This is a genomic window from uncultured Streptomyces sp. (genome assembly GCF_947488945.1).
In the GTDB taxonomy this organism is placed as follows: domain Bacteria; phylum Actinomycetota; class Actinomycetes; order Streptomycetales; family Streptomycetaceae; genus Streptomyces.
Genome location: NZ_CANLBS010000038.1, coordinates 1 through 25,691 on the forward strand (window position 1 = coordinate 1; position 25,691 = coordinate 25,691).

Annotated in this window: 18 protein-coding genes and 3 pseudogenes; 6 read left to right on the forward strand and 15 right to left on the reverse strand. The window is 70.2% G+C overall.

What is annotated here, in order from left to right; translation table 11 throughout:
• From Q0994_RS32820 to Q0994_RS32835, 5 genes and pseudogenes are all read right to left on the reverse strand, one after another.
• Nucleotides 1-2,027: tetratricopeptide repeat protein (locus tag Q0994_RS32820; RefSeq protein WP_299542173.1), on the reverse strand; the 2,027-nt coding region annotated here is incomplete at its 3' end.
• 104 nt (nucleotides 2,028-2,131) lie between these two features.
• On the reverse strand, nucleotides 2,132-2,554 hold the full coding sequence (locus Q0994_RS32825; protein WP_299542175.1) for a hypothetical protein: 423 nt from the start codon (nucleotides 2,552-2,554) through the stop codon (nucleotides 2,132-2,134).
• A 1,074-nt stretch (nucleotides 2,555-3,628) separates the two neighbouring features.
• Nucleotides 3,629-4,072, reverse strand: a pseudogene (locus tag Q0994_RS32830) (hypothetical protein); the annotation flags it as partial.
• 50 nt (nucleotides 4,073-4,122) lie between these two features.
• A pseudogene (locus tag Q0994_RS34235) lies at nucleotides 4,123-4,357 on the reverse strand (hypothetical protein); the annotation flags it as partial.
• Nucleotides 4,358-4,567: 210 nt separating this feature from the next.
• Nucleotides 4,568-5,005 (reverse strand): hypothetical protein, encoded by a 438-nt coding sequence (locus tag Q0994_RS32835; protein ID WP_299542177.1) that lies wholly within the window; start codon nucleotides 5,003-5,005, stop codon nucleotides 4,568-4,570.
• A 435-nt stretch (nucleotides 5,006-5,440) separates the two neighbouring features.
• Here Q0994_RS32835 and Q0994_RS32840 point away from each other — a divergent pair, with 435 nt between their 5' ends.
• Entirely contained in the window at nucleotides 5,441-5,707 is a 267-nt protein-coding gene (locus Q0994_RS32840) for a hypothetical protein (protein ID WP_363325597.1), read from the forward strand.
• 11 nt (nucleotides 5,708-5,718) lie between these two features.
• Here Q0994_RS32840 and Q0994_RS32845 read toward each other — a convergent pair.
• The 3 genes and pseudogenes from Q0994_RS32845 to Q0994_RS32855 all read right to left on the reverse strand — a co-directional run.
• Nucleotides 5,719-5,832: pseudogene (locus tag Q0994_RS32845) on the reverse strand (ATP-binding protein); the annotation flags it as partial.
• Nucleotides 5,833-6,364: 532 nt separating this feature from the next.
• Nucleotides 6,365-6,679: a chaplin gene (locus tag Q0994_RS32850; RefSeq protein WP_299542179.1), complete on the reverse strand. Its 315-nt coding sequence runs from the start codon at nucleotides 6,677-6,679 to the stop codon at nucleotides 6,365-6,367.
• A gap of 553 nt (nucleotides 6,680-7,232) precedes the next feature.
• Entirely contained in the window at nucleotides 7,233-9,125 is a 1,893-nt protein-coding gene (locus Q0994_RS32855) for an alkyl/aryl-sulfatase (protein WP_299542182.1), read from the reverse strand.
• A 1,320-nt stretch (nucleotides 9,126-10,445) separates the two neighbouring features.
• Between Q0994_RS32855 and Q0994_RS32860 the strand changes: the two genes are divergently transcribed.
• The 3 genes from Q0994_RS32860 (at nucleotide 10,446) to Q0994_RS32870 (ending at nucleotide 12,985) form a co-directional block, all read left to right on the forward strand.
• On the forward strand, nucleotides 10,446-10,766 hold the full coding sequence (locus Q0994_RS32860) for a helix-turn-helix transcriptional regulator (RefSeq protein ID WP_299542184.1): 321 nt from the start codon (nucleotides 10,446-10,448) through the stop codon (nucleotides 10,764-10,766).
• A gap of 138 nt (nucleotides 10,767-10,904) precedes the next feature.
• The gene (locus tag Q0994_RS32865; protein ID WP_299542186.1) at nucleotides 10,905-11,912 is read left to right on the forward strand and encodes a zinc-dependent alcohol dehydrogenase family protein; all 1,008 of its coding nucleotides are present in this window, start codon (nucleotides 10,905-10,907) and stop codon (nucleotides 11,910-11,912) included.
• Nucleotides 11,913-11,971: 59 nt separating this feature from the next.
• Nucleotides 11,972-12,985: an NAD(P)-dependent alcohol dehydrogenase gene (locus Q0994_RS32870; protein ID WP_299542188.1), complete on the forward strand. Its 1,014-nt coding sequence runs from the start codon at nucleotides 11,972-11,974 to the stop codon at nucleotides 12,983-12,985.
• 155 nt (nucleotides 12,986-13,140) lie between these two features.
• On the opposite strand, the gene Q0994_RS32875 is transcribed toward Q0994_RS32870, so the two are convergent.
• The 6 genes from Q0994_RS32875 to Q0994_RS32900 form a co-directional block, all read right to left on the reverse strand.
• Nucleotides 13,141-14,646, reverse strand: coding sequence for an MFS transporter (locus Q0994_RS32875; protein WP_299542190.1), 1,506 nt, complete (start codon nucleotides 14,644-14,646; stop codon nucleotides 13,141-13,143).
• A 255-nt stretch (nucleotides 14,647-14,901) separates the two neighbouring features.
• Nucleotides 14,902-15,588 carry a helicase associated domain-containing protein gene (locus Q0994_RS32880; protein WP_363325598.1) on the reverse strand — a complete coding sequence of 229 codons (687 nt, stop codon included), beginning with the start codon at nucleotides 15,586-15,588 and terminating at the stop codon, nucleotides 14,902-14,904.
• A 255-nt stretch (nucleotides 15,589-15,843) separates the two neighbouring features.
• Nucleotides 15,844-16,725 carry a TniQ family protein gene (locus Q0994_RS32885; protein ID WP_299542194.1) on the reverse strand — a complete coding sequence of 294 codons (882 nt, stop codon included), beginning with the start codon at nucleotides 16,723-16,725 and terminating at the stop codon, nucleotides 15,844-15,846.
• Between the two features lie 26 nt (nucleotides 16,726-16,751).
• Entirely contained in the window at nucleotides 16,752-17,786 is a 1,035-nt protein-coding gene (locus Q0994_RS32890) for a TniB family NTP-binding protein (protein ID WP_299542196.1), read from the reverse strand.
• Nucleotides 17,787-17,870: 84 nt separating this feature from the next.
• Nucleotides 17,871-19,883, reverse strand: coding sequence for a DDE-type integrase/transposase/recombinase (locus Q0994_RS32895; RefSeq protein WP_299542198.1), 2,013 nt, complete (start codon nucleotides 19,881-19,883; stop codon nucleotides 17,871-17,873).
• Between the two features lie 1,303 nt (nucleotides 19,884-21,186).
• Entirely contained in the window at nucleotides 21,187-21,600 is a 414-nt protein-coding gene (locus Q0994_RS32900) for a hypothetical protein (protein ID WP_299542200.1), read from the reverse strand.
• A gap of 1,479 nt (nucleotides 21,601-23,079) precedes the next feature.
• Here Q0994_RS32900 and Q0994_RS32905 point away from each other — a divergent pair.
• Nucleotides 23,080-23,481 (forward strand): hypothetical protein, encoded by a 402-nt coding sequence (locus Q0994_RS32905; protein WP_299542202.1) that lies wholly within the window; start codon nucleotides 23,080-23,082, stop codon nucleotides 23,479-23,481.
• Between the two features lie 27 nt (nucleotides 23,482-23,508).
• Here Q0994_RS32905 and Q0994_RS32910 read toward each other — a convergent pair whose 3' ends face one another.
• Nucleotides 23,509-24,351 carry an IS5 family transposase gene (locus Q0994_RS32910; RefSeq protein ID WP_299542204.1) on the reverse strand — a complete coding sequence of 281 codons (843 nt, stop codon included), beginning with the start codon at nucleotides 24,349-24,351 and terminating at the stop codon, nucleotides 23,509-23,511.
• Nucleotides 24,352-24,805: 454 nt separating this feature from the next.
• Between Q0994_RS32910 and Q0994_RS32915 the strand changes: the two genes are divergently transcribed.
• Nucleotides 24,806-25,675 carry an IS5 family transposase gene (locus tag Q0994_RS32915; protein WP_299542206.1) on the forward strand — a complete coding sequence of 290 codons (870 nt, stop codon included), beginning with the start codon at nucleotides 24,806-24,808 and terminating at the stop codon, nucleotides 25,673-25,675.
• Nucleotides 25,676-25,691 lie beyond the last annotated feature (16 nt).

Here is a 25,691-nt window from a genome sequence, read left to right on the forward strand (position 1 = left end):
CTGGTTGCGAGGTTGTTGCGGGTGAGGAGGGTGTCGGGGTGGTCGTTTCCGAGGATTCGTTCCCGGTCGGCGAGCAGGCCCTCTTCGAGGACGATGGCTTCGGCGGTTCGACCTGCCTGTCTGTAGATGTATCCGAGGTTGTTGCGGGCGCTGAGGGCACTTGGCTGATCCGTCGCCGACATCCGCTCGTACCCTGCGATCACCTGCTCCTGCAACAGGGCGGCATCGCCGATTCTCCCGGCCTGTCCGTACAAGCCGGCGAGGATGCCGCGGATGTCAAGAGTGGCAGGATGCTCACGACCGAGGATCCGCTCGCGGTCGGCGAGGACACGCTCGCCCAGGATGATGGCTTTGTCAGTCCGACCCATCCGCGCGTAAGCCACTGCAAGGTTGGCGCACGCGGTGAGAACTTCCGAGTGTTCAGAGCCAAGAACCCGTAAGAGCTCGGAGACCGTGCGCTCGCCGAGCGTGATCCCCTCATCGAATCTCCCCGCCTCCATGCAGGAGAGAGCGTGGTGGCTCTGCGCACGGAGGGTTTCATGGTTCTCAGGACCGAGCAGACGCAGGCAAGCTGCACTGAGCCGTTCCCAGTGAGCGACGGAGACTGCGTACAGTCCGGCGTCAAGCAGACTCTGGCCGGCCCTGGAGAAGACCCGACGGCCTTGGGGGTACCGGAAGCCATCGGTGTGCTGGTGGAGGTGGTCGGTGTTGGAGCGGAGGGCGGCGGCGAGTTCGGCATGGGCCTGGTCGGGGTGGGGCCAGATGTTCAGGAGTGCGTCGGCGGCTGCCTGGGCGAGGGAGGGGAGTGTGCCGGTGGGGGTGGTTTCGCGTGTTGCGCGGGCGGTGAGGGCGTGGATGCGGACGGCGCGGGGTTCTTGGCGTCGGTCGCTGTTGATCAGTGCGTACCGGTGCAGGACTCGCAGCACTGCCTCGGCTTCTTCGACGGTGACGTCGGGTGCCTTTTCGTCCGTGTCCGGGGGAGTGGTCCGGTGTTCGGTGAGGTGGGCGAGGACGGTGGGGGTGGTCCAGAGGGTGTGGGGGTGTCCGGCGGGGTCGAGGTGTGCGGCGAGTTGGAGTGCGGGTCGGGCGAGGCCTGTGGGTTCGGTGTGTTGTGCGGCGTCGAGGGAGAGGAGGAGGGTGGTGGCGATCTGCCGCCCGTAGCCTTCGGCGTCGGCCGTCTTCGGGAGGACGTGTTCCAGACGGCGAGAGCTGTCGTTGAAGAGGGCAAGGTACTGGGCGCTGGTGAGGTCTTGGTTGAGCATGTAGGCGGCGGCGTGCCCGAGCGCGAGCGGCAGATGTCCGAGCGCTGCGGCCAGGTCGTCGAGGGTGTCGTCGAGGAGGTGCCCGGCGTCGTCGTCGGTCAGCCGGGTGCGGAGGTAAGCGGCGGCTTCGTCCGGTGTGTAGACGTCGACCCGTACCCGTTTACGCCCGTTGCCGGTGAGGGCCGCGTCGTGGAGCCGGGTGGTGGCCAGCACCCACCCGGTGCCACTCCGGCTGGCCGGCCACCAGGGGCCCATCCCGGTGGGGTCGGTGATGTCGTCGAGGACGACCAGCCACCGCCGGCTCGTCGTTGCCAGCCACGCCAGCAACGCCCGCGCGTCGGTCTCCGGATTCTCACCCGTCGCCCCGGGTGCGGCGACGAGACTGGCGGCTTGGGCGTAGAGGGTGATGACCTGCTGGACTTCCACGGCGGGTGCCCACAGGACGAGGTCGGTGCCGCCGTGGAGCGCTTCGCCTGCGTACGCGGCGGCGAGCTGTGACTTGCCGACGCCGCCGCCGCCGGACAGCACCTGCGTCAGCACCGCCGACGACCCCTGCGCCCGCGCGGCGTCCACCTGTTCACGGAGTGCGGCGCGCGGTTGGAACGCGCTGGCGAGGCTGGGGACGGCGCCGATTTCGAGCGGCCACGACACCTCGCGCGGGGTGTGGTGGATGTGGGTCTGCCGGTTGTCGACGACCTGACTGCCCTGCCCGAACGCGTTGTGGGAGGCGTCGCCTCCCACGGCGATCCCGCTGCGGGCTGTCACCCGCACATGCTGCTCCGGCGCGAGCTGGGGAACCGGAGGCGTTTCGGGCGAGGCTACCTCTCCGGTTTCGTCGTCACCGTTGCGGCGGCGTGGCCACCGGGGGGTCATCGGCGTTCGCTGTCGTCGCCGAGCGCGTTGTCGGTGACGTCACCGCCGGCGGCGATACCGTCCCTTCCGGTGCGCACGTCCGCGTCCTGACCACCCGCGGAACCCGGCCCGGCCGTTGTCGGGGGGCCGATGACTCTCGACCGGTCGCCGATGGCGTTGCCGGTGATGTTCCCGCCGGCGGCGATCCCGCCCCGCCCGCCGCGCACCCGACGCCCGCCACCACTCGTTCCGGGGCTGCGGACGAGGGTGACCACGGCGAGGACGAACGCGGCCAGGCCGACGACGGCCCCGGTGACGCTCGCGGTCCGGTCGGCCATGTCCGGGTCCACCACCAGCGCCACGACGAGCCCGGCCGACACCATGCCCGCCACCACGGCGACCACCCACACGGCGACGCGCGCCGCCCTCGAAACTGCCACTGTTCCGCCCCCACAGTCGTGTCCGATGCCCCGTCAGAACAGGGGTCTCGACGATACCGCTGCGGGCGCTGGTGAGTGGTCGGAAGTCGCACGGTGCGGCGCTGTACGGTGCGGTCGGCGGCTGGTGGCGTGGCACCGTGGGGTGGGGGTGGGGGTTATGGCTTCGGGGAGCAGCCGGCTCGCCCGGGGGCCGGCGTGGCGTTGGCCCGGCGCGGGGAGCGTGGGTGGTGAGGACGGGACCCCGAGGCCCGTTCTCACCACGGGCGGGGGCCGGTTTCCGAAACCACCCCCCTTCCCCCGTTCCTGCCGACCCGGGGGCGCCGTCACCCGGGCCGCTCCCTGGTCGGCCTGGGCGAGCTGGCAGCCGTGCCCGCGGCGAGGGCCGGGGCGTGCTCGCGCTTGGCGCGTTCGGACGGCACGGCGCCCCTGGATATGATGGCCGGTCTGCGCCGGTGGTGTTCCGCGGACGAGTTTTCTGGGCGCCGTGCGGCAACCGTGATCTCCGGAGCCGCGTGGAAGAGCAGCTCTTCCAGCCGGAGAAGTACCTTGCACACAGCTCAGAACCATCGGCCCGGACGAGGTCGGCACTGGCAGTTTCCAGACGATCTCTTGAAGTCGATGCGGCAGTGAACCGCCTCGGCGTCCTGCCGGTCCGACGCACCGAGAAGGAGCTGCAGGACGCGGACAGTGGCCGGCTGAGCGGGCGAAAGCCCCGGACGCCCGTCCCTGGAGTACCAGTCGGCGAAGTCGTCGTCGCACCACAGCCCGTCCAGCCGGTCACGCACCCATATCACCGTCGTGCCACCCGGGTTGCCCGCCCGCGCGATCCGCGCGGTCAAAGGCGGAACTTGATCACTGGAACGGGAGCGAAGAGGCAATGGGCGCCTCGACAGCTGCATCGGTCAGCGGAACTACCCGAGCATGCCCCTCGATCCTGCTGCCGCACCGGGACACTCCAAGATCCCCGACAGAGTCGAGTGAGATCCTGACCACGCTGCTGCACGCCCTGTTCACCACCGGGGCCTGGGACGGAACCGGACGTGCTGCCGTTCCGCCCCTGCGCCCCGCGCGGCGTCAGCAGACAGCAATACGCGTTTTCCAGCAGCTCGCGGCGCCGATGATCTGCGTGCCGGAGCCGGTGAGCACGGTCCTGCCGTCCGCGTAGAACCTCACGGACCCGTCGGAGCGCACCGTCCAGATGTCGGGGATCGCGTCCCCGTTGACGTCCGGCGTGCCGATCAGATGCGGGATGCCAGCGCTGCCCCAGCCGGAGGCGCCGTACTCGGTGTCCACGCCCCCTGCCGAGTTGGCCTCAGCGGCCAGCGAGGTGAGGTTCGCACCGCCGCCAGAGGCCGCGATGCCCTTGCGGAGCAGCAGCCTGCCGGTGACATCGGTGCGGTAGACGAGGTCGGTAACGCCGTCGCCCGAGACATCCTGGACGGTGACGATGTCGCGTTCGGTCCAGGCGGACGAGGACAGGCGGGTGGCCTTGTCCATCGAGGCGCTGTTGTAACCGGTCCGCCCTCCCGGGCGGCGTGGGACGCGGGCGGGCACAAGACCTCGGAGGCTTACGCCGGTACGGGTTCCGGTTCCGGGCGCAGCGCCGCGATCGGAGAGCGCCGGCCTCTCTCCACCGTGCGCAGCTGCTCCCAGTCGGCCTCCGGGTGGGCGGGGAGGACCGCGTCGACGGATGCCGTGGTGTAGAGCGCGACGTCGACGGCTCCGGCCGGCTGGTGCCGAAGCGGATACCTCGATCGGCTGCGGGAAGCGGACCCAGCCGAGCCGGACCATGTGGCCGAAGTCCGGTTCAGCGACCGGCGTGGCATCCGAATCGTCGGTGACCTGCGCCTATGCGTTGCGTAGGAGTACGGGACGTTCTCCCACTACTTGCGTTGCAGCCATTCAGTCCGTGTCAGGGAAGTCGCTGATCAGCAGGTCTGTCGGGAGATGGCGTTGTGATTCCCACGCTGTCGGTGATCGTTTCCCGGCGAGTAGCCACCTGTCTGGGCACAGTCAGTGGCGCCAGCGTTCGAAGAGATACCACTTGGCCTGTCCTGGGAGTTGGTGGCGCCAGAGCCACCAGGGAAGATTGCGGCGTGGGACGAAGTCCCACAGATCGTCGTCGGCTTCGTTGCCGCGTGGCTGGGTGCGCAGCAGGGCAAGGCATTCCCGGTCGACGGTGTGGTGCAGTCGCGCGACGTGCGCAAGCGCCACGGTGCCTTGATGCTGCCGCGTGGGGTCTGTGGCGCGGAGCGCCTGGGCGACGCGGGCCAGGATGGCTCCGGGATCGGGGTGGTGCAGGGCGAGCCCGATGACGGCGATACCGGCGTGGCGTTCACCGCGTTCGAAGGCCGCGTCGACGATAGCCGGGTCGTGGACGCCGATCAGTCCGGTCCCATGTTCCCAGTCGAGGGCTGGGGGTTGGGTCTCCGGGATCTTCTCGTACGCCATGACCGGACGATAGGCCGAGCGGCATGGTTCGTCGCCGGTATTGCTCACCGCTGGGCGGCCGTCCCCGAGGTGACGTTGCCGATGTCCGAGGCCGACATCCTGCGCGGGCAGGCGCATTTGGAGGAGCCCGTGTCCACGGACGGCGGGCCGTCCGGGTGAGCGGCCTTTTCAGGTCCTTGTAGGCGGACAGTCGATCTCCCTGTCCGGTATGACTGTTCGTCCCTCGGATGGAGTGTGTGAGGGTGGAGGGATGGGCCGTCGCGTCGGCGATGTCAGTGGTGGCTGCGATGTTGCCGGCATGATTCCTTGGAACTGGCTCGACCTCGACAAAGCCTTGCGGGCCAGTTGGGCTGCCGACACCTGTTCACCGAGCGATCTGAGTGGTATCGCCTGGACGGCCGACAACCTGCCTGGGGCCACTGTGATATCGCCGCCTTGATCGTCCATGACATATTCGGCGGTGATCTCGTGGTCGGCGAAGTGCATCTTGATCGGCATCAGCACGGCTTCCACTGGTGGAACCGGCTGCCCAGCGGTGTCGAGCTCGATGTGACGCGCGAGCAGTTCCAGCGGGGCGAGACTGTCACCGAGGCCCGTGTCGTCGAGCGCCCGCCGGGCCCCATGCGTCGCTGGGACGAGTACCTTCTCTTGCGCAAGCGGGTCATGGAGCACCTCGGTCATCTGCCGGAGCCAGCCGCCTGAGCAGGTCAGGATCAGCTTGAATGGTTCAGCGGGACGGTGGTGGCTTGGCTCAGCCGCAGGCTGGAGCCTTCGGTGAGGACGATGTGGGCGTGGTGCAGGAGTCGGTCGACGGCGGCGGTGGCCAGCGGGGTCCGGCTTCGACGTGCTCTCGGGTGGGTGACGTGACGGCTTCACCCAAGAGCCCGGGACGACGGACAGCCCAGCAAGCTCGCCCGGGTGCCGTGATCAGATGATCCACTGTTCCCGCGCTGCACACGGGCGACATGCCGCTGCCCCGTGATGCATCCACTCGCCCAAGGCAGGCAGAGCACGGCGTGGCATTCGGACTCGGCCCGGGCTGCTGGGGCGCCGCACACCACGGGGGAGGGGCGCAACGAACCACAGTGCTTCCTCCGCGTGAACACCACCACCAGACCTCGCTCGTCGGTTCATTCCCGGCCTGGTACCAGGAGCTGATGTCGCACTGCCGCGGAGTCGAGAACGAAGGCGCCGGTGCCGGGCAGGGAATCCTGCCCGGCACCGGCGCGGACCGGCGTGGGAAGTGTGGACGGAAGGCCGGCCGGGGAAGCGGTCCCCTGGGACCCCGCCCGGGTTCGTCACCGTCGGCACCACCTGACCGGGGCCCCCAGGGCATTCCAGCCGGGCAGCTCCCGGAAGCTACTTGCTGTAGTTCCCCGTATAGCCCTCGGAGCCCTTGTCGTTCTGGTGCTCGTCGCGGGCGCGGTCGTGGCCGCCGCCGTTGACGCAGGAGTTCCCGAAGCTCGGGTTCAGCAGGCCGATGACGTTGATGGAGTTCCCGCACACGTTGATCGGGATGTGGATGGGGATCTGGACGACGTTGCCGGACAGCACGCCCGGGGAGCCGAAGGCGGCGCCCTGCGCTCCGGCGTCCGCGCCGGCCGTTCCGGCGCCGGCGAACACCAGGGCGCCCGCGGCCGCGGCCAGAACCACTGTGCTTCTCAGCTTCAACATGGAGCTCTCCGAGCTTCGAGTGCCACCGCTCGATCACGGCAGCTGCCCCCACGATGCGGGCCGCTTCCGTGCAGGGCCGCCGACACGCCTGTCCGCCGCCGAGCTCCCCCTGAACGGCCCTCTGAGTATGCGCAGTTGGCTCATCGCAAGGAACATCGCTCCGCCGGACGATGCTCCACCGGGCGGCGCCCGCCTCCGCAGCGGCAGCTGACCCTCGCCCTGGGCGACCGGCGACTGATTCCTGGGCGGTCTTCGAGTGAGCCGGACGCGGATCCGGACGGCGTGCAGCCCGCTTTTCGTCCAGGGGCAGGGCCCTGGTTCCAGGATGTCGACGGACATCAGCTCGGTGGGCACCGCGTCCTTGGGCTCGATCGAGTTTCTGCTACAGGCATCAGGTAGCCGCGGAACGGGCCCGCCCTGTTACGGGCGGTGCACCAGGGATCGGACGGCACCTATGGGTGTCCGACGATCACCGCTGCGCTCGGCGGGAACGGCGGTGCGGAGCGGTGGCCCGTGTGGGGCGGGGCTCTGCTGTTCGGCCGGTGTGGGGTGGTCAGGGGGTGACGATGGGGAAGTTCGGGTCGCCGGGGTCGAGTACGGCGGTGAGGCGGTGGAGTGCCGAGGCGTCGCCTTCGACCTGGACGCCGGCTCGGTCGAGGCCTTCGGGGGTGAGGCCGGTGATGGTCAGGTGTGACAGGGCACCGACGGTGCTGGTGAGGGTGGTGTCGGGGGCCGTCTTGTGCGGGGCGTTGCTGTAGCTGAGGACGCCGTTGGACAGGGTCAGGCGGTAGCGTTCGTCGGCGTCGGTGAGGTGGACGTCGATGGTGAGCTTCTCGTCCCATGCCTTGGGGCCGTCGATCTGGATGGCGATGGCGTCGAAGAGCATGGTGGGGGTGAGGTGGGCGATGACGTCGGGTGACGCGGTGACGGTCGGGGTGCCGAACCGGCCCTGGCGTAGTTCGGTGGTGCCGGAAAGGTAGAAGTTGCGCCAGGTGCCGTTCTCCGCACCGTAGCCGAGCTGTTCGAAGGTGTCGGCGAGCAGATCGCGGGCCGCGGTGTGCTGGGGGTCGGCGAAGACGACGTGGCTGAGGACTTCGGCCGCCCAGCGGTAGTCACCCGCCTCGAACGATGCGCGCGCCTTGTCCACGACGGTGTCGGCGCCGCCCATGAACTGGACGTAGCGTTTCCCGGCTTCGACCGGCGGGTGTTGCCACAGGTGGGCGGGGTTGCCGTCGAACCATCCCATGTAGCGCTGGTAGACGGCCTTGAGGTTGTGGCTGACCGAGCCGTAGTAGCCACGGGCGCTCCAGGAGTTCTCCAGTGCCGGCGGCAGGGGGAGGTGTTCGGCGATCTCGATGCCCGTCCAGCCTTTGTTGATCAGGCGCAGTGACTGGTCGTGGAGGTACCCGTACAGGTCGCGCTGGACGCCCAGGAAGGCGTTCACCCGTTCTTGGCCCCAGGTGGGCCAGTGGTGGGAGGCGAACGCGACGTCTGTCGTCCCGCCGAAGAGATCGATGGTCGCGGTCAGCGCGTGGGACCAGGCGTGCGGGTCGCGGACCACGGCGCCGCGCAGGGTGAGCATGTTGTGCAGCGTGTGGGTGGCGTCCTCGGCCGTGCAGAGTGCCCTGAAGTCCGGGAAGTGGATGAGCAGTTCGGCGGGCGCCTCGGTGTTGGGCGCCATCTGGAACACCATCCGGATACCGTCGACGGTCTCCTCCTGCCCTGTCCTGGTGACGGTCAGGGTCGGCGCGATCAGGGTGACGGTGCCGGTGGAGGTGGTCTGCCCGAGCCCGGCGCCGACGGCGCCCTGCGGTCCGCGGGCGAGCGCGGCCCCGTACATGTAGGCGGCCCGGCGCCCCATGGCGGTGCCCGCATACACGTTCTCCGCCACGGCGTGCTCGGTGAAACCCTCCGGCGCGAGCACGGGGCACCGGCCGGCATCGACGTCCTCCTGCGTGGTGACGCCCTTCACGCCGCCGAAGTGGTCGACGTGCGAGTGCGTGTACAGGACGCCGGTCACCGGGCGCTCGCCGCGGTGCTCGCGGTAGAGGGCCAGAGCCGCGGCGGCGGTCTCGGTGGAGATCAGCGGGTCGATGACGAGGACGCCGGTAGTGCCCTCGACGAACGTGATGTTCGACAGATCGAGACCACGCACCTGATAGATGCCTCCGACTACCTCGAACAGGCCCTGTTCGGCGACCAGCTGGGACTGCCGCCACAGGCTCGGGTTCACCGTGTCGGGAGCCTCACCCTGGAGGAAGGCGTACGTATCGCTGTCCCACACGACGGTGCCGGAGGCGTCGATGACAGCGCCGGGCACCTTGCGGGCGATGAAACCCCGCCTGGCGTCCTCGAAGTCCTGCGCGTCGGAGAACGGGAGCCGCTCTCGGATCTCGATCCGCTGTCGGACGACGGGCGACTGAGCAACCTTCGATGTCGAAACCATAGAGGCAGATTCACACCAAAAACATCTAAAAGACCGTCACGACACCGCACTCTTCTCGTCATGGGCTGAGCCCGGATGGGTGCGCCGGAGTCCTGACCTGGGGCACCACCTACCCCATCCTGGTCCGCCGATGGCCGATCACGGAGCGAGTGCCCGGACGGCGAGCAGGGCCTGCGCGCAGGGTCGAAAGCCCTGGCTGACCATCCCGCGTGGAGGGCAGGGACCCGCTTCCTGCCTCACCGGCCGCGACCCTCACCGCCCTGACCACCCCACCAGGCACTCCCACGGCCGGGCCCCGCGTCTCCCCTGCCGCCGCCCGCTCCCGCTCCACCACCACCGCGACCGCGCCCACTCCGGCGGCCGACCGCGCCCCGGCCACCGGGGCGGAGGCCGCCGTCCCCGCCCACCGCCGGCAGGCCGCTCCTGCCCGCCGGACCGGACGCGGCCGGTAGGCAGAAGGGGCGGGGCCCGGCCTTCGTGCCCCGGGTCCCGAGCGGCTGTCTGGCACCGCGTCCCGCCCGCACCATCCCCACCGCCGCACCATCCCCACCGCCGCGCCCCGGCCGCCGAAGGAACGCCCCGGCCCGGCCTCGTGCCGCCCCGGCCTGGCTCCCGCGAGAGCGTGGTGCCCCGTCCCGCTCCCCGACCATGCCCGGATCAATGGGCCCAGTCGTGCCGGTCGGTCCGCCGCTTCGCCGCTGGGGTTGCTCGCCGGGCCGTCGGGCCCGGTCGCCGGTCGTGTCGTCGGTCCGGCTCGGCCGCTGCGGGGAGGGCCGTGCGCACCGCGTTTGTATGCGACTTTCTCAAGGACGGCGACCTGGTCTGCTCGGAGAAGGAGGCCCAGGGGGTCAGCATGCTCGCGCTGCACCTGTTCCGGTTCGCCTCGGTCCACGTCAGCACGCTGCTGGTGAGCAGGTCCTCGCCGATCCGAAGTGGGCCGACACCCTCACTGACGCGGACCGGCGCGCACTGTCTCCGCTGTTCTGGACGCACGTGGATCCCTGCGGCCGGTTCGGGCTGGACATGAACCGGCGCTTCGACCTGGATCTTGCCGCCAGCATCGTGCCGAGCCCACGTGCCCCCGGCGGTGGGCCGCGGTCTCGGAGTGAGGGCCGGGTCGGGGTCCCAGCCGTATGCCCCGACCCGGCCACGACGACCCGGACGGCTGAGCGGTGCGCGGTCCGGACCGGCACCGCGTCGAAGCGGCAGGCCGGGCGGAAGCGTCGACCTGTGCTTCGATGGTGGTCGTAGTATGGGACGGTCATATTCATCAGTCACTTCAGGGAGTCCCCCGTGGCCCGTCCCCGCACCGCCCCTAGGATGGTGGAGCATCCCGACCTGTCGCAGGTCTCGCTGCAGCAGGTTCTGGAGGCGCTGGTGGACCCGGTGCGCCGGTCGGTGGTAGCCCAGCTGGCGGGTGAGGGTGCGGACTTGAGCTGCGGGAGCTTCGTCACGTCGGTGTCGCTGTCGACGCTGACGCACCACTTCAATGTGCTGCGCGAGGCAGGGGTGATCCGTCAGTACTACGTGGGGACGGCGAAGATGAACGCGCTGCGCACCGACGAGATGGACGAGAGGTTCCCGGGGCTGCTGCCGGCTGTGCTGGAGGCCCTGGCCGCAGAGGCAGCGGACGCCACCTGACCCTGCCGGGGGAGTCGTACCAGGTACATACTTTGATGGTCATCGTAATTTGACCGTGGTCAAAGCTTGGGGCAGAGTGGAAGGCGTGCCGGGATCATCCGGTGTTCTCTCGTTTTCTCCCCGTAGGGCTGGTGCACCATGGCAAAGCTCGTGCAGTTCGACCGGATCGGCGGACCCGAGGTCCTCGCCCTCCGTGATGTCGCCTCCCGCGCTCCGGGCGCGGGAGAGGTACGCATCCGGGTCGACGCGATCGGCCTGAACCGGGCCGAGATCATGTACCGCGAAGGCGCCTACTTCTACCAGCCGGTCTTCCCCTCCACGCTGGGCTATGAGGCCGCGGGCGTCATCGAGGCGGTGGGCGAAGGCGTGAGCGGCTTCGCCGCGGGCGACCCGGTGGCTGTCGTCCCGGCGTTCCTGCAGAGCGAGTACGGCACCTACGGCACCAGCGTCGTCCTTCCGGCCGCAGCCGTCGTCCCGCGCCCCGCACAGGTGGACGCCGTCACCGCGGCGGCCGTGTGGATGGCCTGCATCACCGCCTACGGCCCCCTCGCCGAAAGCGGAGAGGTGCGTCCGGGCGACCACGTCCTGATCACCGCCGCCTCCAGCAGCGTCGGCCTGGCCGCCATCCAGATCGCCCGCCACATCGGCGCCATCCCCATCGCCACCACCCGCGGCGCGAACAAGAAGCAGCGCCTCCTGGACGCCGGCGCGGCCGACGTCATCGTCACCGACGACGAGGACCTGCCCGCACGCATAGCGGAGATCACCGGCGGCACGGGCGTGCGCCTGGCCTTCGACCCGATCGCAGGACCCGGCGTCGAAACCCTCGCCCAGGGCATCGCCCCCGGCGGCCACCTGGTCGTCTACGGCGCACTCGACCCGCGCCCCACCCCGCTGCCCCACGCACAGTCCTTCCCCGCGCTGAACACCAGCACCTACACCCTCTTCGAAATCACGGGCGACCCCGAGCGGCTGCGCCGCGCCGTCGCGTTCATCAACGCCGGACTCGCCTCGGGCTCCTTCACCCCCGTCGTCGACAAGACCTTCGACCTGGCCGACATCGCCGAGGCCCACCGCTACATGGAGGCCAACGGCCAGGTCGGCAAGATCGTCGTCACCGTCACCCACGACGACACCACCGCCTGAGACCGGCCGCGCCGCTCCCACCGCCTCCTCCTCCCACACAAACGAAAGGAGCACGTGTCATGCGTGCCTGGCAGCTCGAAGACTTCGGCCTGGACAACCTCCGCCTCGCGGAGCGCCCCACCCCGAAGCCCGGCCCCGGCGAGATCCTCGTGAAGGTTTCCGCGGTCTCCCTGAACTTCCGCGACAAGGCGATCGTCGATGGCGTCTACAACCCGGAGAAGATGCCGAAGAACCTGATCCCGGTCAACGACACCGCCGGCGTCGTCGCCGAGCTCGGCCCGGGCGTCACCGAGTGGAAGGTCGGCGACCGCGTCATGTCGCACTTCTACTCGCACTGGCTCGACGGCGCCCCCGCCCGGGACGAACCCGACTGGCAGCTCGGCGGCCCCATCGACGGCGGCCTTGCCGAGTACATGATCCTGGAAGCGAACTCGGCCGTACCGACCCCGGCCAACCTCACCGACGAGCAGGCCGCCACCCTGCCGATTGCCGCACTGACCGCCTGGTTCTCCCTGGTCGAGTACGGCAACCTGCAGCCCGGCCAGTCCGTCCTGGCCCAGGGCACCGGCGGGGTGTCCCTGTTCGCGATCCAGATGGCCACCGCCCTCGGCGCCCGCGTCATCGCCACCTCCAGCAGCGACGACAAGCTGAAGAAGGCAGCCGCCCTGGGCGCCACCGATCTGATCAACTACCGCACCACGCCCGACTGGGCCGAGAAGGTACGCGAACTCACCGACGGCGAAGGCGTGGACCAGGTCATCGAGGTCGTCGGCGGCGACAACCTCAACCAGTCCGTCCACGCCACCCGGGCCGCCGGCCACATCTCCCTGGTCGGCTTCCTCGGCGGCATGACCGCCCCCCTGGACGTCCTGCCCCTCCTCTACAGCCAGGCCGCCATCCGCGGCATCGCCGTGGGCCACCGCCGCGCCTTCCTCGACATGAACGCCTGGATCGAGAAGAACGGCCTCGACCCGGTCATCGACACCGTCTACGCCTTCGACGACGCGATCAAGGCGTACGAACACCTCGCCCGCGGCGCCTTCGGCAAGATCGTCATCCGCATCGCCGACTGACACCGTGCCCACGCTCGCGAGGACAGTCCGGCCGTGCCTGTCGTCAAACGATCGTTTGACGACAGGCAGGCGGTGAGGCGGGGCTGGCGACATCCAAGCCAGTACCGCACGCCGCGGTCTGCAACGGGTCCTGTCGCCTTGCAGCCGGTCCCTTCCTACTCGCCGTCGGGATCGGCCGCGGGCGATGGTGTCGTGGTGTCCATGCCGCGACGTGCGCGGGCGATGCCCCAGCCCACCAGTGCGGCGGCCACAGCCGTCAGCAGGAGACCAGCCAGGGTGACAGCATGGCCGAACTCCGCTGTCTGGCGGGCGCTCCAGTTCTTGGTGGCGATGTTGCCGGTGAAGAGGGCCGCGAGGATGGTCCCGCTGACGGCGATGCCGATTCCCGTGGCGACTTCGCTGGAGGTGTCGACGAGCGCCGCTCCGATGGTGGTGCGGCTGGCCGGCAGGCCACGCATCACGTTAGTCCCGGCGACGACACCCACCACGCGCATCCCGGCAGCGACGAGCACCAGCGCGAGGGCGACCCACACGTACCCGAAGCGGCCCAGCAGGGCGTAGACGGCGAGTCCGCACACGACGGATACGGCGCCGAGCCAGGCTGCCTTGTCGAAGCCCACGCGCTTGAGCAGCGGGCCGATGAGGGCACCGCCGCCGATGAGTACGACGACCTGCGGCAGCATTCCCAGGGATGCTTGGGCCGGTGTCCAGCCCCAGTCGAGCTGGAATTGGAGGGTCACGAGGTAGCCGAGGCCGGCGACGGCGAGTCCTGATGCGCCCTTGAACACCAGCCCGCTGGACACGAGCGGGCGGGCGACGAGCTTGAGGTCGAGCAGCGGATGGCGGGCGCGGCGCGCGCGGACGACGAACAGCACGGCCATCACGACGGCCGCTGCTGCGGCCAGCCAGGGAGCAAGGGATGCGGCTCCCGTGTCGACGAACAGCGTCGGTGCGACCAGCGCGGACACGATCGCCGCCGTGCCGAACAGGGCACCCGGCCCGTCGACGGGGTCGCGGTGCACCTCGTCCTTCCGGTCGGCAGGGATGCCGCGCCGGATGCCAAGGAAGGCGAGTACGGCGATCGGCACGTTCACCAGCAGCAGCGCCTCCCACGGAGCGAACGCGAGGACGAAACCGCCGGCCGTGGGCCCGATCGCGAGTCCGACCAGCCCCACGGTCGAGATCAACGTCGTCGCACGGACCCGGAGCTCGTCCTCGTCGAACAGCCGGAACGCCAGGGCCAGGGAGCCCGGCGTCGTCATCGCGGCCGCGACACCCATCGCCGCACGGACCGCGATCAGCTGCTCCGCCGTGGTGACGAACGCGGTCGCCAGGCTCGCCGCACCTAGCAGCACCAGCCCGACCAGCATGATCCTGCGGCGGCCAACCCGGTCGGCCAGCGCGCCGAAGGCCAGCATCAGTCCGCCAAAGACGACGGCGTACACACCCGTGACCCACTGCAACGCTGTCGTCGATGCCGAGAGCTGTCGGCCGATGGTCGGCAGGGCGACGTTGAGGATCGAGTTGTCGAGCATCTCGAACAGGAACACCGCCGACAGCCCGGCAAGGGCTATCCACGCGTCCCGCAGGGAACGAGGCGAACGAGAGGACTCGTGGGGAACGTCAACCTCGTCGACCGTTTCCGTACGTCGGACAACCATCGCGCACTCCTTCAGGGAGAAGAAGTGGCGGTCCGTCCGGCACCGCGTACGAGCCCTCAGTCCTGCTCATCGACAGCGTCGACGCCCAGCAGTGCCCACAGCCTTTTCCTTCGAATCCAGCCATCGTACGACAACCATCACAGGTCTCGATGCGGCGCTGCGCCGCTACCAGACATCGCTCGACTCTCAGGCCCGACGTGGCCCGCGCCACCACAGCGCCGGCCCTGGGGCCCCTGAGACAAGGCCCGCCGGGGTTCATTGATGGTCCGCCCACTCCAGTCCGAGGCTGGCGAGCGTCCGCAGCTTGTCGGGGGTGAGCTTGCCCCGGCGGCTCTTGTGGTTGCTGACGAATACCCCGAGGCGGATTTCGGTTCCGTCGTTGAGCCGTTCCACGTGGCCCCTGGCGACCGTCACGGAGCCGGTGCGGGCCTGGTACTGGGTGAGTGCGGCGATCCCTCGCTCGAAGGCGCTCACGGGTACCGTGGACGGCGCTGCGGTTTCCTCCGGGGCCGGTGCGGGCGGTGTGATGCCGAGGGGTTCCAGGCGTGCGCGCTGTTCGGGGAGCAGGGTGTTCCAGACGGCGGGGTTCTGCTGGCGGGTGGCCCAGGTGCCGACGTCGCAGCCGTTCACGGTGACGCCGGGCAGAAGCACGGCCGCCGTGCGCTGCTCTTTGCCCAGAAGGGTGCGTGCGGCGGCGTAGTGGCGCTGCCAGTCGACGGGCCAGCGGGGGCTCCAGTCCGGGTCGATGGCCTCCAGTGCCCGGCGCCGCTCGGCAGCCCGCTCCGGATTGGCCCCGAGGCCGCCCTCCTTCCGGAGGTTGGCGAGCCACTGTCCGACCGCGACCTCGTCGATAACCGCGTTTTTTAGCGCCGCGAGGCTGCCGGTCATGGCGTGGTAGGTGCGGGCGGCGGTGAGCTTGTTCCAGAACCCGGCGTCCGCGATGTGGTGTACCTGTCGTGCAGGCTAATTGATCTTGGTTGTGACCTGCTGTTGCTCAGCTGTACTGAGTGGTACGTCTGTATTCCTGGGGAGGCTTACGCCGGGCCGAGGCGTTGGCGATGGGCGATATGTGGGTTGAGCTGGTCGTTTTGTTCTGCGCAGTGAGCTGAGCGTCATGCCGGCTTTTGCGCAGTGTGGTCGGCGCGCCTATAGGTAGGGGGAGTTGGCGGCTGTTCCTGGCTGGTGGGAGCGGGTTGTTTAGCGGGCGTGCAGGCGTTGCCAGAGCAGGTCGTGGTCGGCGGGTGCGAGGCGGGGCAGCTGGAGGCGGTCGGCCAGGCGGCGGAGGAAGACGGTCTGCTGCGCGCGGGTCAGGGGGTGCGGGGGCAGGCGGTCAAGGGCAGCGGCGAGGGCGAGGGTCTCGGGGTAGGTGATCAGGTTCCGGCAGGTCAGGGCTGGGGAGGCCGGGCCTGGGGGGATGTGGGGGTTGGCGTTGGTGAGGCGGTCAAGGCGTGTGAGCCACCGCTGGTGCAGGTGCTGTTGGTGGTCGTACCAGCGTGTCGTGATCGTCGATGCCCAGCTCAGGGAGGCCGTCGTCGCGCGGCGGGCTGTGGGGCGGGGCCGGGTGAGCTCGGGGACGGGGCGGATGTCGAGCGGGGCGGGCTGCCGGGAGTCGCTGGAAGCCTGCTGGTGGCGGGTGCAGATCATGACCCGGGGCGAGTTGGGCGCTGGGTGGATCCACGCGGGGGCGGCTTGGTGCGGGCTGCGGCGGATGGTGCAGGCGGTGCACGCCGGCAGCGGCTGCACGGCGGGCGGGACGGGCTGCCAGCGGGCGATGGCGGCGCGGGCCGTGCCGATGGAGGCGGGTGGGGGCTGACGGGCCAGCGCGCGGGTGAGGTGTGCGGGAGGGGTGCGGGTGAAGGCGGACAGCCGGCGGGCGGCTTCGGCGCTGAGGTGGATGTCGGTGGCGGGCGGGGACGCGAAGGTGCCGGTGGTGGTGATGTCCAGGCCGTCGAGGAGCTGGGCGGCGGTCAGTTGGTAGGTGCCTGCGAGGCGGGTGAGGCAGGAGGCTGCTGACTCGCGGGGCAGGGGCCTGGTCCGCAGGGCGCCGGGCTGGGGCGGCCACATGGTGCGTGCCCGCACCACAGGGCTGTTCCAGGCGTGCGCGGTCACCGGCTGGGTCGGGTGCGGCGGCTTGTCGGGGTTCGGGGCCGGTAGTGCTCCTCAGCGAGGTGGTCCAGCGCGATGGAGTCCAGCAGTGTCTTGGTGATGCGTTCTTGGCCGTCGAGGATGGCTTCGATGGCCGCCTGGCGGATGAGGCGGGAGAGGCTGCCGATGCGCCCAGCGGTCCGTTCGTGCAGGTAGGGGGCGAGCCTGGGCAGGCTGCCGGTGCGGTGGGCGTGCAGGTCGAGGGCCGCTTCCAGCGCGGCGATGAGCTCACGGAACGGTTCCCGCTCGCCGGCGCGTGCGGGCAGTGCCCCGCAGTCGATGAGCGAGGCGCGTCCGGCCAGCTGCGCACCGCGGACCCCGCTGAAGACAGTGCTGGCGGTGACGTCGATGCCCGCGTACACGAACGTGGCGCCGACGCGCTCGGTGAGGTCCTTGAGCCAGTCGGCGGCCTCCGCGCCGTTGGAGGTGCGGGGGTTGAGCCGGTGGATCTCGTCGATCAGCACGAGCTTGATGCCGGCCGCGGTGTAGGTGTGGCAGACGGCGGTCGTGATCTGCGCGGTGGTCATGCGGGTGGTGACGGGGATACCGAGATAGCGGGCGAACTCGCAGGCCAGGGTCTTGGCGGTGGCGCCGGGCGGCACCAGCACATACGCCACGGGCACGCTGGTGTCGCCCGGCGCGGCGCGCCGGGTGTGGGCGAGGTGGCAGGTCCGGCCGACCTCGAGCAGTGCGGTGGTCTTGCCGGTGGTGGCCGGCCCGGTGACGATCAGGGACGGGCGGACGGTGACGCTCTGGCTGCGGCCGAGGATCATCAGCGTGCGCACGCTGCGCGAGAGGCTCTCGATGGCCGGGGTACGCACGGTGACGAACTGCGAGTGGTAGGACAGGCGTTCCTCCAGCGAGCGTGCCGACTGGCCCGGCTGCGGGGGAGCGGGCGGGGCGGCGTGGGCGAACCGGGCGAACGCGTCGAAGGTGGTGACCGTCCCGGGGGAGGCATCCTCGGCGGGGGGTGTGGTGCGGGGGCTGGTGGTCACCAGTGCTCTGCCTCCTCAAGGGCGTTGTACAGCGCGTAGCGGCCCCCAGGCGGAGAGAGTTCCTCACCGTCGTCGGGGTGGCCGTCAGCATGGGGAAAGTGGATTCCGAGGACATCGAGACTGTCCTCGGCTGGCGTGTCCTCTTCCGCCGTCTGCGGGCCCGGCGTGCGTGTCGTTGCCGCGTGGCCCCGCCGCCGCTGCGGCGGGTGCGCCGGGGCCGGGCCGGGGACGGGCCCGGCGCAGGACCTGGTCGGCTGCTTCGGCCAGGTCGGCCTCGTGCCGCTCGCGGCCTGCGCGCCGGTCCAGGGCGGCGCGGATGTGGCGCCACGCAGTCTCGCTCATCGGGGCGTGGACGTGGTCGCGGTGGATCCACGGGATCTCGTGCAGGCGCCCGTCGGGCAGGCGGATATAGACCTGCCGCACGTCGTGCGGGTTGAGGTGGACCTCCCACCTGCCGCCGGGGCCGATGGGGGAGGGACGGCCTCGGTGCTCGTTGAGGACGACGTGGTCGTAGGTGCGGTAGCTGATGCGGATGCCGCGGCCGGTGATCGGGTGGAAGCGTACGGGCAGCAGTTCCAGATAGTCGTCGCCGGTCAGCGGCAGTGGCACATACCCGCAGGCGCCCAGCAGCGCGCTCCACATTTCGTTCGGGGCCAGTGCCTTCTTGGGCAGGACCGGGTGGCGCAGCCCGTCGTGGGGGCGGTGCTGCCAGCACGCGGTGACCCATTCATCCAGCAGCTCCTGCAGCTGAGCCACGGTGAAGTGCGCTTCGTCCTCCACCGCGTGACCGCGCTCGAGGACGTGGGAGCCGGTGTAGCCGGCAACGTGTTGCGCGAACAGCGAGTTGATACTCCCGAACGTCCGCTCGACGGCACTCTTGGCGGTCGGCGAGCGCGGCGGGGCGGGCTGCACACTGGCGCCCAGGGTCTCGCAGGCGGCCAGGAACGCGGCGGAGACGAACACGCGCCCCCGGTCGATGACGATCGTCTCGGGCACCACCACCGGCCGCGCCGCAGCCTGCTCCAGGCGCGCATCGAGGGCGAGCAGCCGGTCGTAGGGGACGGCCGCATGGGCCAGCCGCAGATGTTCGGGCCAGCCGGGCCGAGCCGGGTGGGGCACAGCCATCTCCGCCAGCAGCAGGGCCGCGTCCACCGCCTGGGTGCTCTCCTCGCGCAGCACGGCCGCCACCACCGACCGCGTCGCCACGTCCAGGGCGATGGTCAGCTCCGGGCGCACCGGCCGGCCGTCCTCGCCCACGGCCATCACATCCAGCCGGGTCGTGTCGACCTGCACCAACTCGCCCGGCCGCAGCGCGATCGTCGGTGTGAAGGGCCGCGTCGGCGTGGTGGCGGTGCGGGCGGGTCGGCCGGGATGCTCCAGCGGGTCGGCCAGTACCCGCACCAGCCGGTTGAACGTCGACGGCGCAGGCAAGGCCACCACACCCGGACCATGGATGTCGGCGAGGATCTGCCCGGTCAGCTGCCGCAGCCCCTTCAAGGTGCCCCTGGAGCGGCCGCGCTGGCGGCGCAGTGCCTCCAGCACGGCGGCCACCACCCGCTCATCGGCCCGCCCTGTCGCACGTGACGGCTTGCGCTGCGGGACCAGCCCCATGACGCCGCCCGCGTGGTAACGGGCGCGCATACGGCGCACAGTGGCCCGGCTGACCTGCGGCCAGCCCAGCTGCGCGAGTTCCTCGGCCTTGGCCTGCTCCCGCTCGGCCATCGACCGCTGCTCGGGGTCGTATTCGGGCCGGGGTTTCTTGCTGCTTACCGGACCGCCGGGCAGCCCGGTCTCGATCTCGCGGATGTGCCGCTGCCAGGCCAGAGTGCGCTCCCGCTCCCGTACGGGCACCGACTCCATGAGCCCCCACGGCACCACCCCGGGAGCGGGGGAGTCCACCACCGTGAACGTGGGATCGGCGAGCAGGAACGAGGCCAGCACCGACGCCGTCCGCCCGTCCTCGTCGACCAGGCGCACCGACGCACCTGCCACGGCGGCCACCTGCCAGGCGCGGCCCTCGAACATCACATACGCCCCCAGCTTCACCTGCCGGTGCCGGGCGGCAGCCACCGGGCGGCCGCCGCGCGCGCTCACCACTGCCCGGCCTCCGCCTGCGCGTCCCACAACCCGAACTCCTGCCCCCACCGGCGGTGGCGTTGGAAGCCGGGCCGCTGCCCGGTTCACGCACAGCCATTGCATCGTCCACCTGGCTTCTCGGCCTGACGGCTTGACCCCCCGCGCCGGTGCCTGGAGCCGCCCCGGAGACTGTTGTGTCGCTCCTGCGGCCAGCCAGGACGTGCGTGATCCGGCGGTGCACGGTGGCGTCGAAGGGCCGCTGCACATGCGCCTGATCGGTCCAGCACAGGGGATGCAGGAGACCGTCGGGCAACCGGATCCAGACCTGCCCCACGTCGTAGGGGTGGTGATGCACTTCCCACCGGCCGTCGTCCGTGGTGGGGCAGGACCGTCCGCGGTGCTCATTGAGGCACTCCCCGTCATACAGGCGCCGCCCCAGGCGCACCCCGGCCTCGGTGACCGCCGCACGGCGCACCGGCAACAGCTCGGCGAAGTGCCGCCCGCTCAACGGCAGCGGCACCGCCCCGGTCGCACCGAGCAGCACCCGCCACATCTCATCGGGCGTCAGGGGCGCTGCGGACAGCAGAGGATGCCGCAAGGCCTTTTGAGGGCGCGTGTGCCACCTCGCTGTGATCCACTCATCCAGCAGATCTTGCAGGTGCGGCAGGCTGAACCAACCTCCCGCCGCTCCCGCGTCGTCCTCCCCGCGCCCGGCGACAGGTCGCGCGGCGTCGGCCAGACCGGCCGCGTACCGGGTGAAAGCTCCGGCGAGCACGCCGGGCGCGCTGTGCCCCCTTCGACGGGCCAATTCCACACTGACGCCGAGGTCCTCGCACACGGTGAGGAACCACGACGTGACAGCAGGCCCTGCGGCATCCAGGACCAGCGTCTCGGGAACGGCCGCCGGCCGGGCTGCCGTCGCCTCGATGCGGGACTGAAGCGGCAGCAGCCGACGCGGCCAGCCCTCGTGCGCCCGGCCCACCAGCCCCGGCCATCCCGCGCGCAGCGGCCGCGGCACGGCCATCTCGGCCAGCAGCACCGACAGTTGGACATCGGACTCCTGCGGGTGCAGCACCGCGGCCAGCACGCAGCCTGTGGCCTCATCCACCGCGGCCGTCACCGACACCGCAACCAGACGCCCGTCCTCGCCCACCACCCTCGCCCCCAGGCGGGCGGTGGAGACCTGGACCCGCTCCGCAGGGCGCCGCCATTCCGTCGGTGGAACGACATCACCGGCACGTGGGGGGCCGGGCTCCTGGGCCGGCGGACGCCTCCGGAAGCGGAAGTCCGCGAACGGGGAGTCAGGCTGACGCCCGGACCTCGTCTATGCCTGGATCCACCGCCGCAGCGCCTCGACCGTGTCCTCCGGCGTCGTGTTGAAGCACAGACGGATCCCGGGCGCTGCCTCGGTGAGAAGGTTGACCAGCCGCTCGAACAGCAGGGTGTGCTCCGGCAGCATCCGCACGGCACCGCCGATCATCGCCAGGCCGAACGCGTGCTCCCGGAGCTGCTTCCGGACCGTTGCCTCGGCGCGGTCCGGAGAGAGGTCGATCAGGCACGGAACGGCGTCGAACCCCGCCTCGCGCAGCGCCGAGTTCGCCGCCTCGATCCGGGCCGTGAGCACCGCCTCGTCGACACCGTCGGGCATCCGGCTGTAGTCGAGCACACTCGGGTGCAGACCGATGGACAGCACCTTCGTGTCGCCCGGCATGGGAGCAGAGGTCTTCGGTCGGCCCATGGACGGTGTCCTCTCTGCGCACGTCATGCTGATCTTCCCGGTGTATCACGGAAGTTGGGCAGAGGGCTCGCTCGGTTCGGAATCGATGGACTATTATTTCGGCCGGCTCCCCCCGGCACGCAGCGCCAATGACCCGCTGATGTGCGAACGGCTCCCGAACGCAGCTCAGATCCACAGATCTCGACAATGACCCGGCCGCGCCGGGGTGGTGGAGCCGTCCCCGACGGCCCCGCCGCTCCTCCGGCCGCCGGCGCTGTCACCCCCGCCCTGCGGCGGGGGCGGGTTCGTGTTCCGGCTGGGGCGGACGTGCAAGCCCTGTGGGGTCCGCTGACCGGGGGTCTGTAACCGGGGCGCGCTGGAAGACCCTCTCTGCCGGGCCGGAGGCCGTACCGGTTCCCGCGCGAACGAGCTTCGGTCGAGCGGGCCGTCGGCCCCGCAGGTCTTGGCGGCTCCTCCGCGAACTGCGGTGATTCGATCACCCGCATCACGAGCTTCGTGCAAGGTGTCCCGTGCCTGCATCCGGCCGGCTCATGGCGAGGGAGAAGAACCTTCAGTGCCCCCACAGTCACCGGAGACCGTGGTGCCCGTCCTCGTGACGGGCGCCACGGGGGTCCCCTACGCGGAGATGGTGAACGGCTCCTTGCAGCAGAGGTCTCCTCTGCCCGGCCCTTGCGTCCTCACCGGGTCGCAGCCCGCGTGGGCTGCTCGTCACCGGCGCGGACTCAGCGTCCAGGTCCCTGTGGGGGAGACCGAGGTGCCGGAGACCTTCCGACTGCGGCACCCCGTGGGCACGCAGGGCCCAACCGTCCTGTCGGCCGGCGCGATCGGGACACCGCCCCTGCGGCGCACCCCCGCACGCGCGGCGCTGTTCACCCTCGACCTCGCGGCGAACACCCTCACCGCGAAACCGCTGCCCCCGGTGAAACCTCGCCGTGGACTGCTGGATCGTTTCGCCCGAGTCTCCGCCGACCCTGCCCGCACCGGACTCTTCAACGGAGCCATCCGTCGGAACATGCTGGTCGCCGGATCCTCTTTCAGGAGGAAGCCGGGGGGCCGGCATCGGGCTGGTCCGCCGAACAGCTCCGCGAGACCGTGCCGGGCCCCGTCCTCGAGAACCTGATGAAGGAACCGGACTGGCCGGTGACGGCATCCCAGCTCGCCTCCTCCAGCAGGCCGGTGTCGGCCTCACCATGTTCCTTCCGCAGCTGGGCCGGATGGCCGCCGGTGTGCGGCGGGCGTAGCCGACAACATCGCCCGCACCCGTGCCGAGGGCACCGGCCGGTGGGCCGACCTGTCGCGTGCCACGGTCCCCGGGGGCCTGGTCCGCGACGCTATCCTCGCTTCCCCGGCCTGGCCGGGTATCGCCGCTGCGATGGCCCGCCTGCACGTCCAGGGTGTCGACGTCGCCAGGATCCTCAAAAAGCGTTTTGTCCTGGCAGGAGTGTTCGGCAACGCAGTGCTGCCGTGGATGATCGGGGGGTGTGGGTCCAAGTGGAAGCGGTAGGGCAGGTCGCCGACGGGCGCGCGATGGTTCGGGTGCGCTCGGAGGTGGGCTCCGTTGCGGCGTTGTGGTGCGGCGGTCCGACGGGAGTGGGCCGCGAACATCAGGTGGAGTGGACTGTTGAAGAGGACGTGGCCTGGGGCGGCAACACTCGACCGGCCACTTCATTTTCCCCAGGGGTGGATGAGGAGGAAGGCGGTCGGATCGTCTTTCGGGGGCGGCTGTGCCTGACGGGCGATGGCGGAGCCATGCTGGAAGTAGCTGGAACCCATATCCTGTTCGACCTCGCCGACCCGCCGCCGTCGACTGCTGTCGATGGAACGTGGGGCGAGATCAGTGTGGAGCGGAACAGCGTCAGCCTGTGGCCCTACCTGCTGTGATTCACAGGAGCCCGACGCTGCCGCCGTTCAGCTGTCGCGCCAGTTGTGGGTCGATTCGCGGGTGAGTCTGCGGCTCATGAGGTCGATCATCGCTATGTTGATCATGGCTTCGGAGCGGTGGGGGTGGGTTTCGTAGTCGCGGGCGAGGCGACGGTGGTGCATGAGCCAGCCGAAGGTCCGCTCGACGACCCAGCGCCGCGGAATCACCTTGAAACCCTTGTGAGCGGGGTCGCGGCGGATGACTTCGACGTCGATGCCCAGGCGGGCGCCGTGGTCGATGGCCTTGGTGCGGTAGCCGCTGTCGGCCCACGCCTTCGTGACGCGCGGGTGGCCTGCGGCAATGTCCGAGAGCAGGCGGATTCCGCCGACGTTGTCGGAGACGCTGGCGGCGGTGACCAGCACGGCCAGGAGGAGGCCGGCGCTGTCGACGCCGATGTGCCGTTTGCGGCCCGCGATCTTCTTGCCCGCGTCGATGCCCTGGCCGGCCGCCGGCACGTTGGCCGAGGTCTTGATGCTCTGGGCGTCGAGGATACAGGCGCTGGGCTCGGCGTCTCGGCCCTCGGCCTCTCGGACCAGTCGCCGCAGGAGACCGTTGAGCTGGTCGAAGACCTCGTCCTTCTGCCAGGCGGCGAAGTACCCGTAAACCGTCTCCCATGGGGCGAAGTCGTGCGGTAGGTACCGCCAGGGGATCCCGGTCCGGTCCACGTAGAGGATGGCGTCCATGATCCGGCGCAGATCGTGCTCGGGCGGTCGGCCGATGTCCAGGCCCTTCCCTCTTCGATTGGCCCGCCATGCTGTCAGAGTTGGTTCCAGCAGTTCCCAACGGGCATCGGACAGGTCACTCGGGTACGGCCGCTGTCGGCGAGGCATGTTTCCGTAGTACCGATGGCCGCCGTCCCGCCACAGGGCGCAAACAGGCGCGACCGGGAGCGTGTTGGGATCAGACAGGAGCGAAGGGACCGAAACGGACCCTCGATGGCCGTCACCCGCCCCATCTGCCACAACAAGCGTCTACCGCCTCAGCCGGCCCGAAGTGGTCCGCCACCTGAACTGCAACGAAGCACCCCCGTCGGGACAAAACGCTCTTTCAGAGGTCGTTTTCATCATGTCCGCCCGCCTATGAGTCGATTCTCGGAGTGTCGGGGTGCGGTACAGGCGGGGCTGCTGATGTGGGCGATGCCTGCGGGCCGGGTGGGGTTGCAGATGGGGCGGGAGGCTTCGTTTTCCTGTCTCATCCCAGGATGCCCGGTCTTCGCGGTCGTGTGCTTCTGCCGTCATTGTTGTGCGCCTGGGCGCACTCGGTCCGGCGCGGTACGCCGGAAACATGCCGAAGCGACGTCCGTATCCGAGTGATCTGTCTGATGCCCGCTGGGAGTTGATCGAGCCGGTCCTGGCCGCGTGGCGCTTCGAGCGCCGTGGCAGGGCCCTGGCTTTCGGCCGGCCGCCCGAGCACGACCTGCGCGACATCATGGACGCGATCTTGTACGTGGACCGCACCGGGGTCCAGTGGAGGTACCTCCCGCACGACTTCCCGCACTGGAACACCGTCTACGGCTACTTCGCCAAATGGGCCGATGAGGGCGTGTTCGTCCAGCTCAACGGCCTGCTGCGGCAGCTTCTACGAGAGAAGGAAGGCCGGGACGCCGAGCCTACGGCCTGCGTGATCGACGCCCAGAGCGTCAAGACCTCCACCAGCGTCCCCGCTACCGGCCAGGGCATCGACGCCGGCAAGAAGATCGTCGGCAGGAAGCGAAGCATCGTCACCGACACGCTCGGCCTTCTCCTCGCCGTGCTGGTGACCGTGGCCAGCGTGCAGGACTCCGTGGCCGGGACCGCACTGCTCGACCAGGTCGCCGCCGACCACCCGGGCATCCGCAAGGTGTGGGTCGACGGCGGCTACCGCCGGCACCTCGTCGAGCATGCCGCCACCCTCAGCATCGACATGGAAATTACCGCCCGCAAGCCGAGGAGCAGGGGCTTCACCCCGATCCCGAAGCGGTGGGCAGTCGAGCGAACCTACGGCTGGCTCATGCTCCACCGCCGCCTGGCCCGTGACTACGAAACCCTGCCCACCCGCTCCGAAGCCGTCATCCACCTTGCCATGACCGACCTCATGGCCCGCCGCCTCACCAGCGAGAACACCATCTCCTGGCGTGACCCGAAAACGAACACAGAACATGCCATCCCAGGATGAAACATCGGACGAAAAC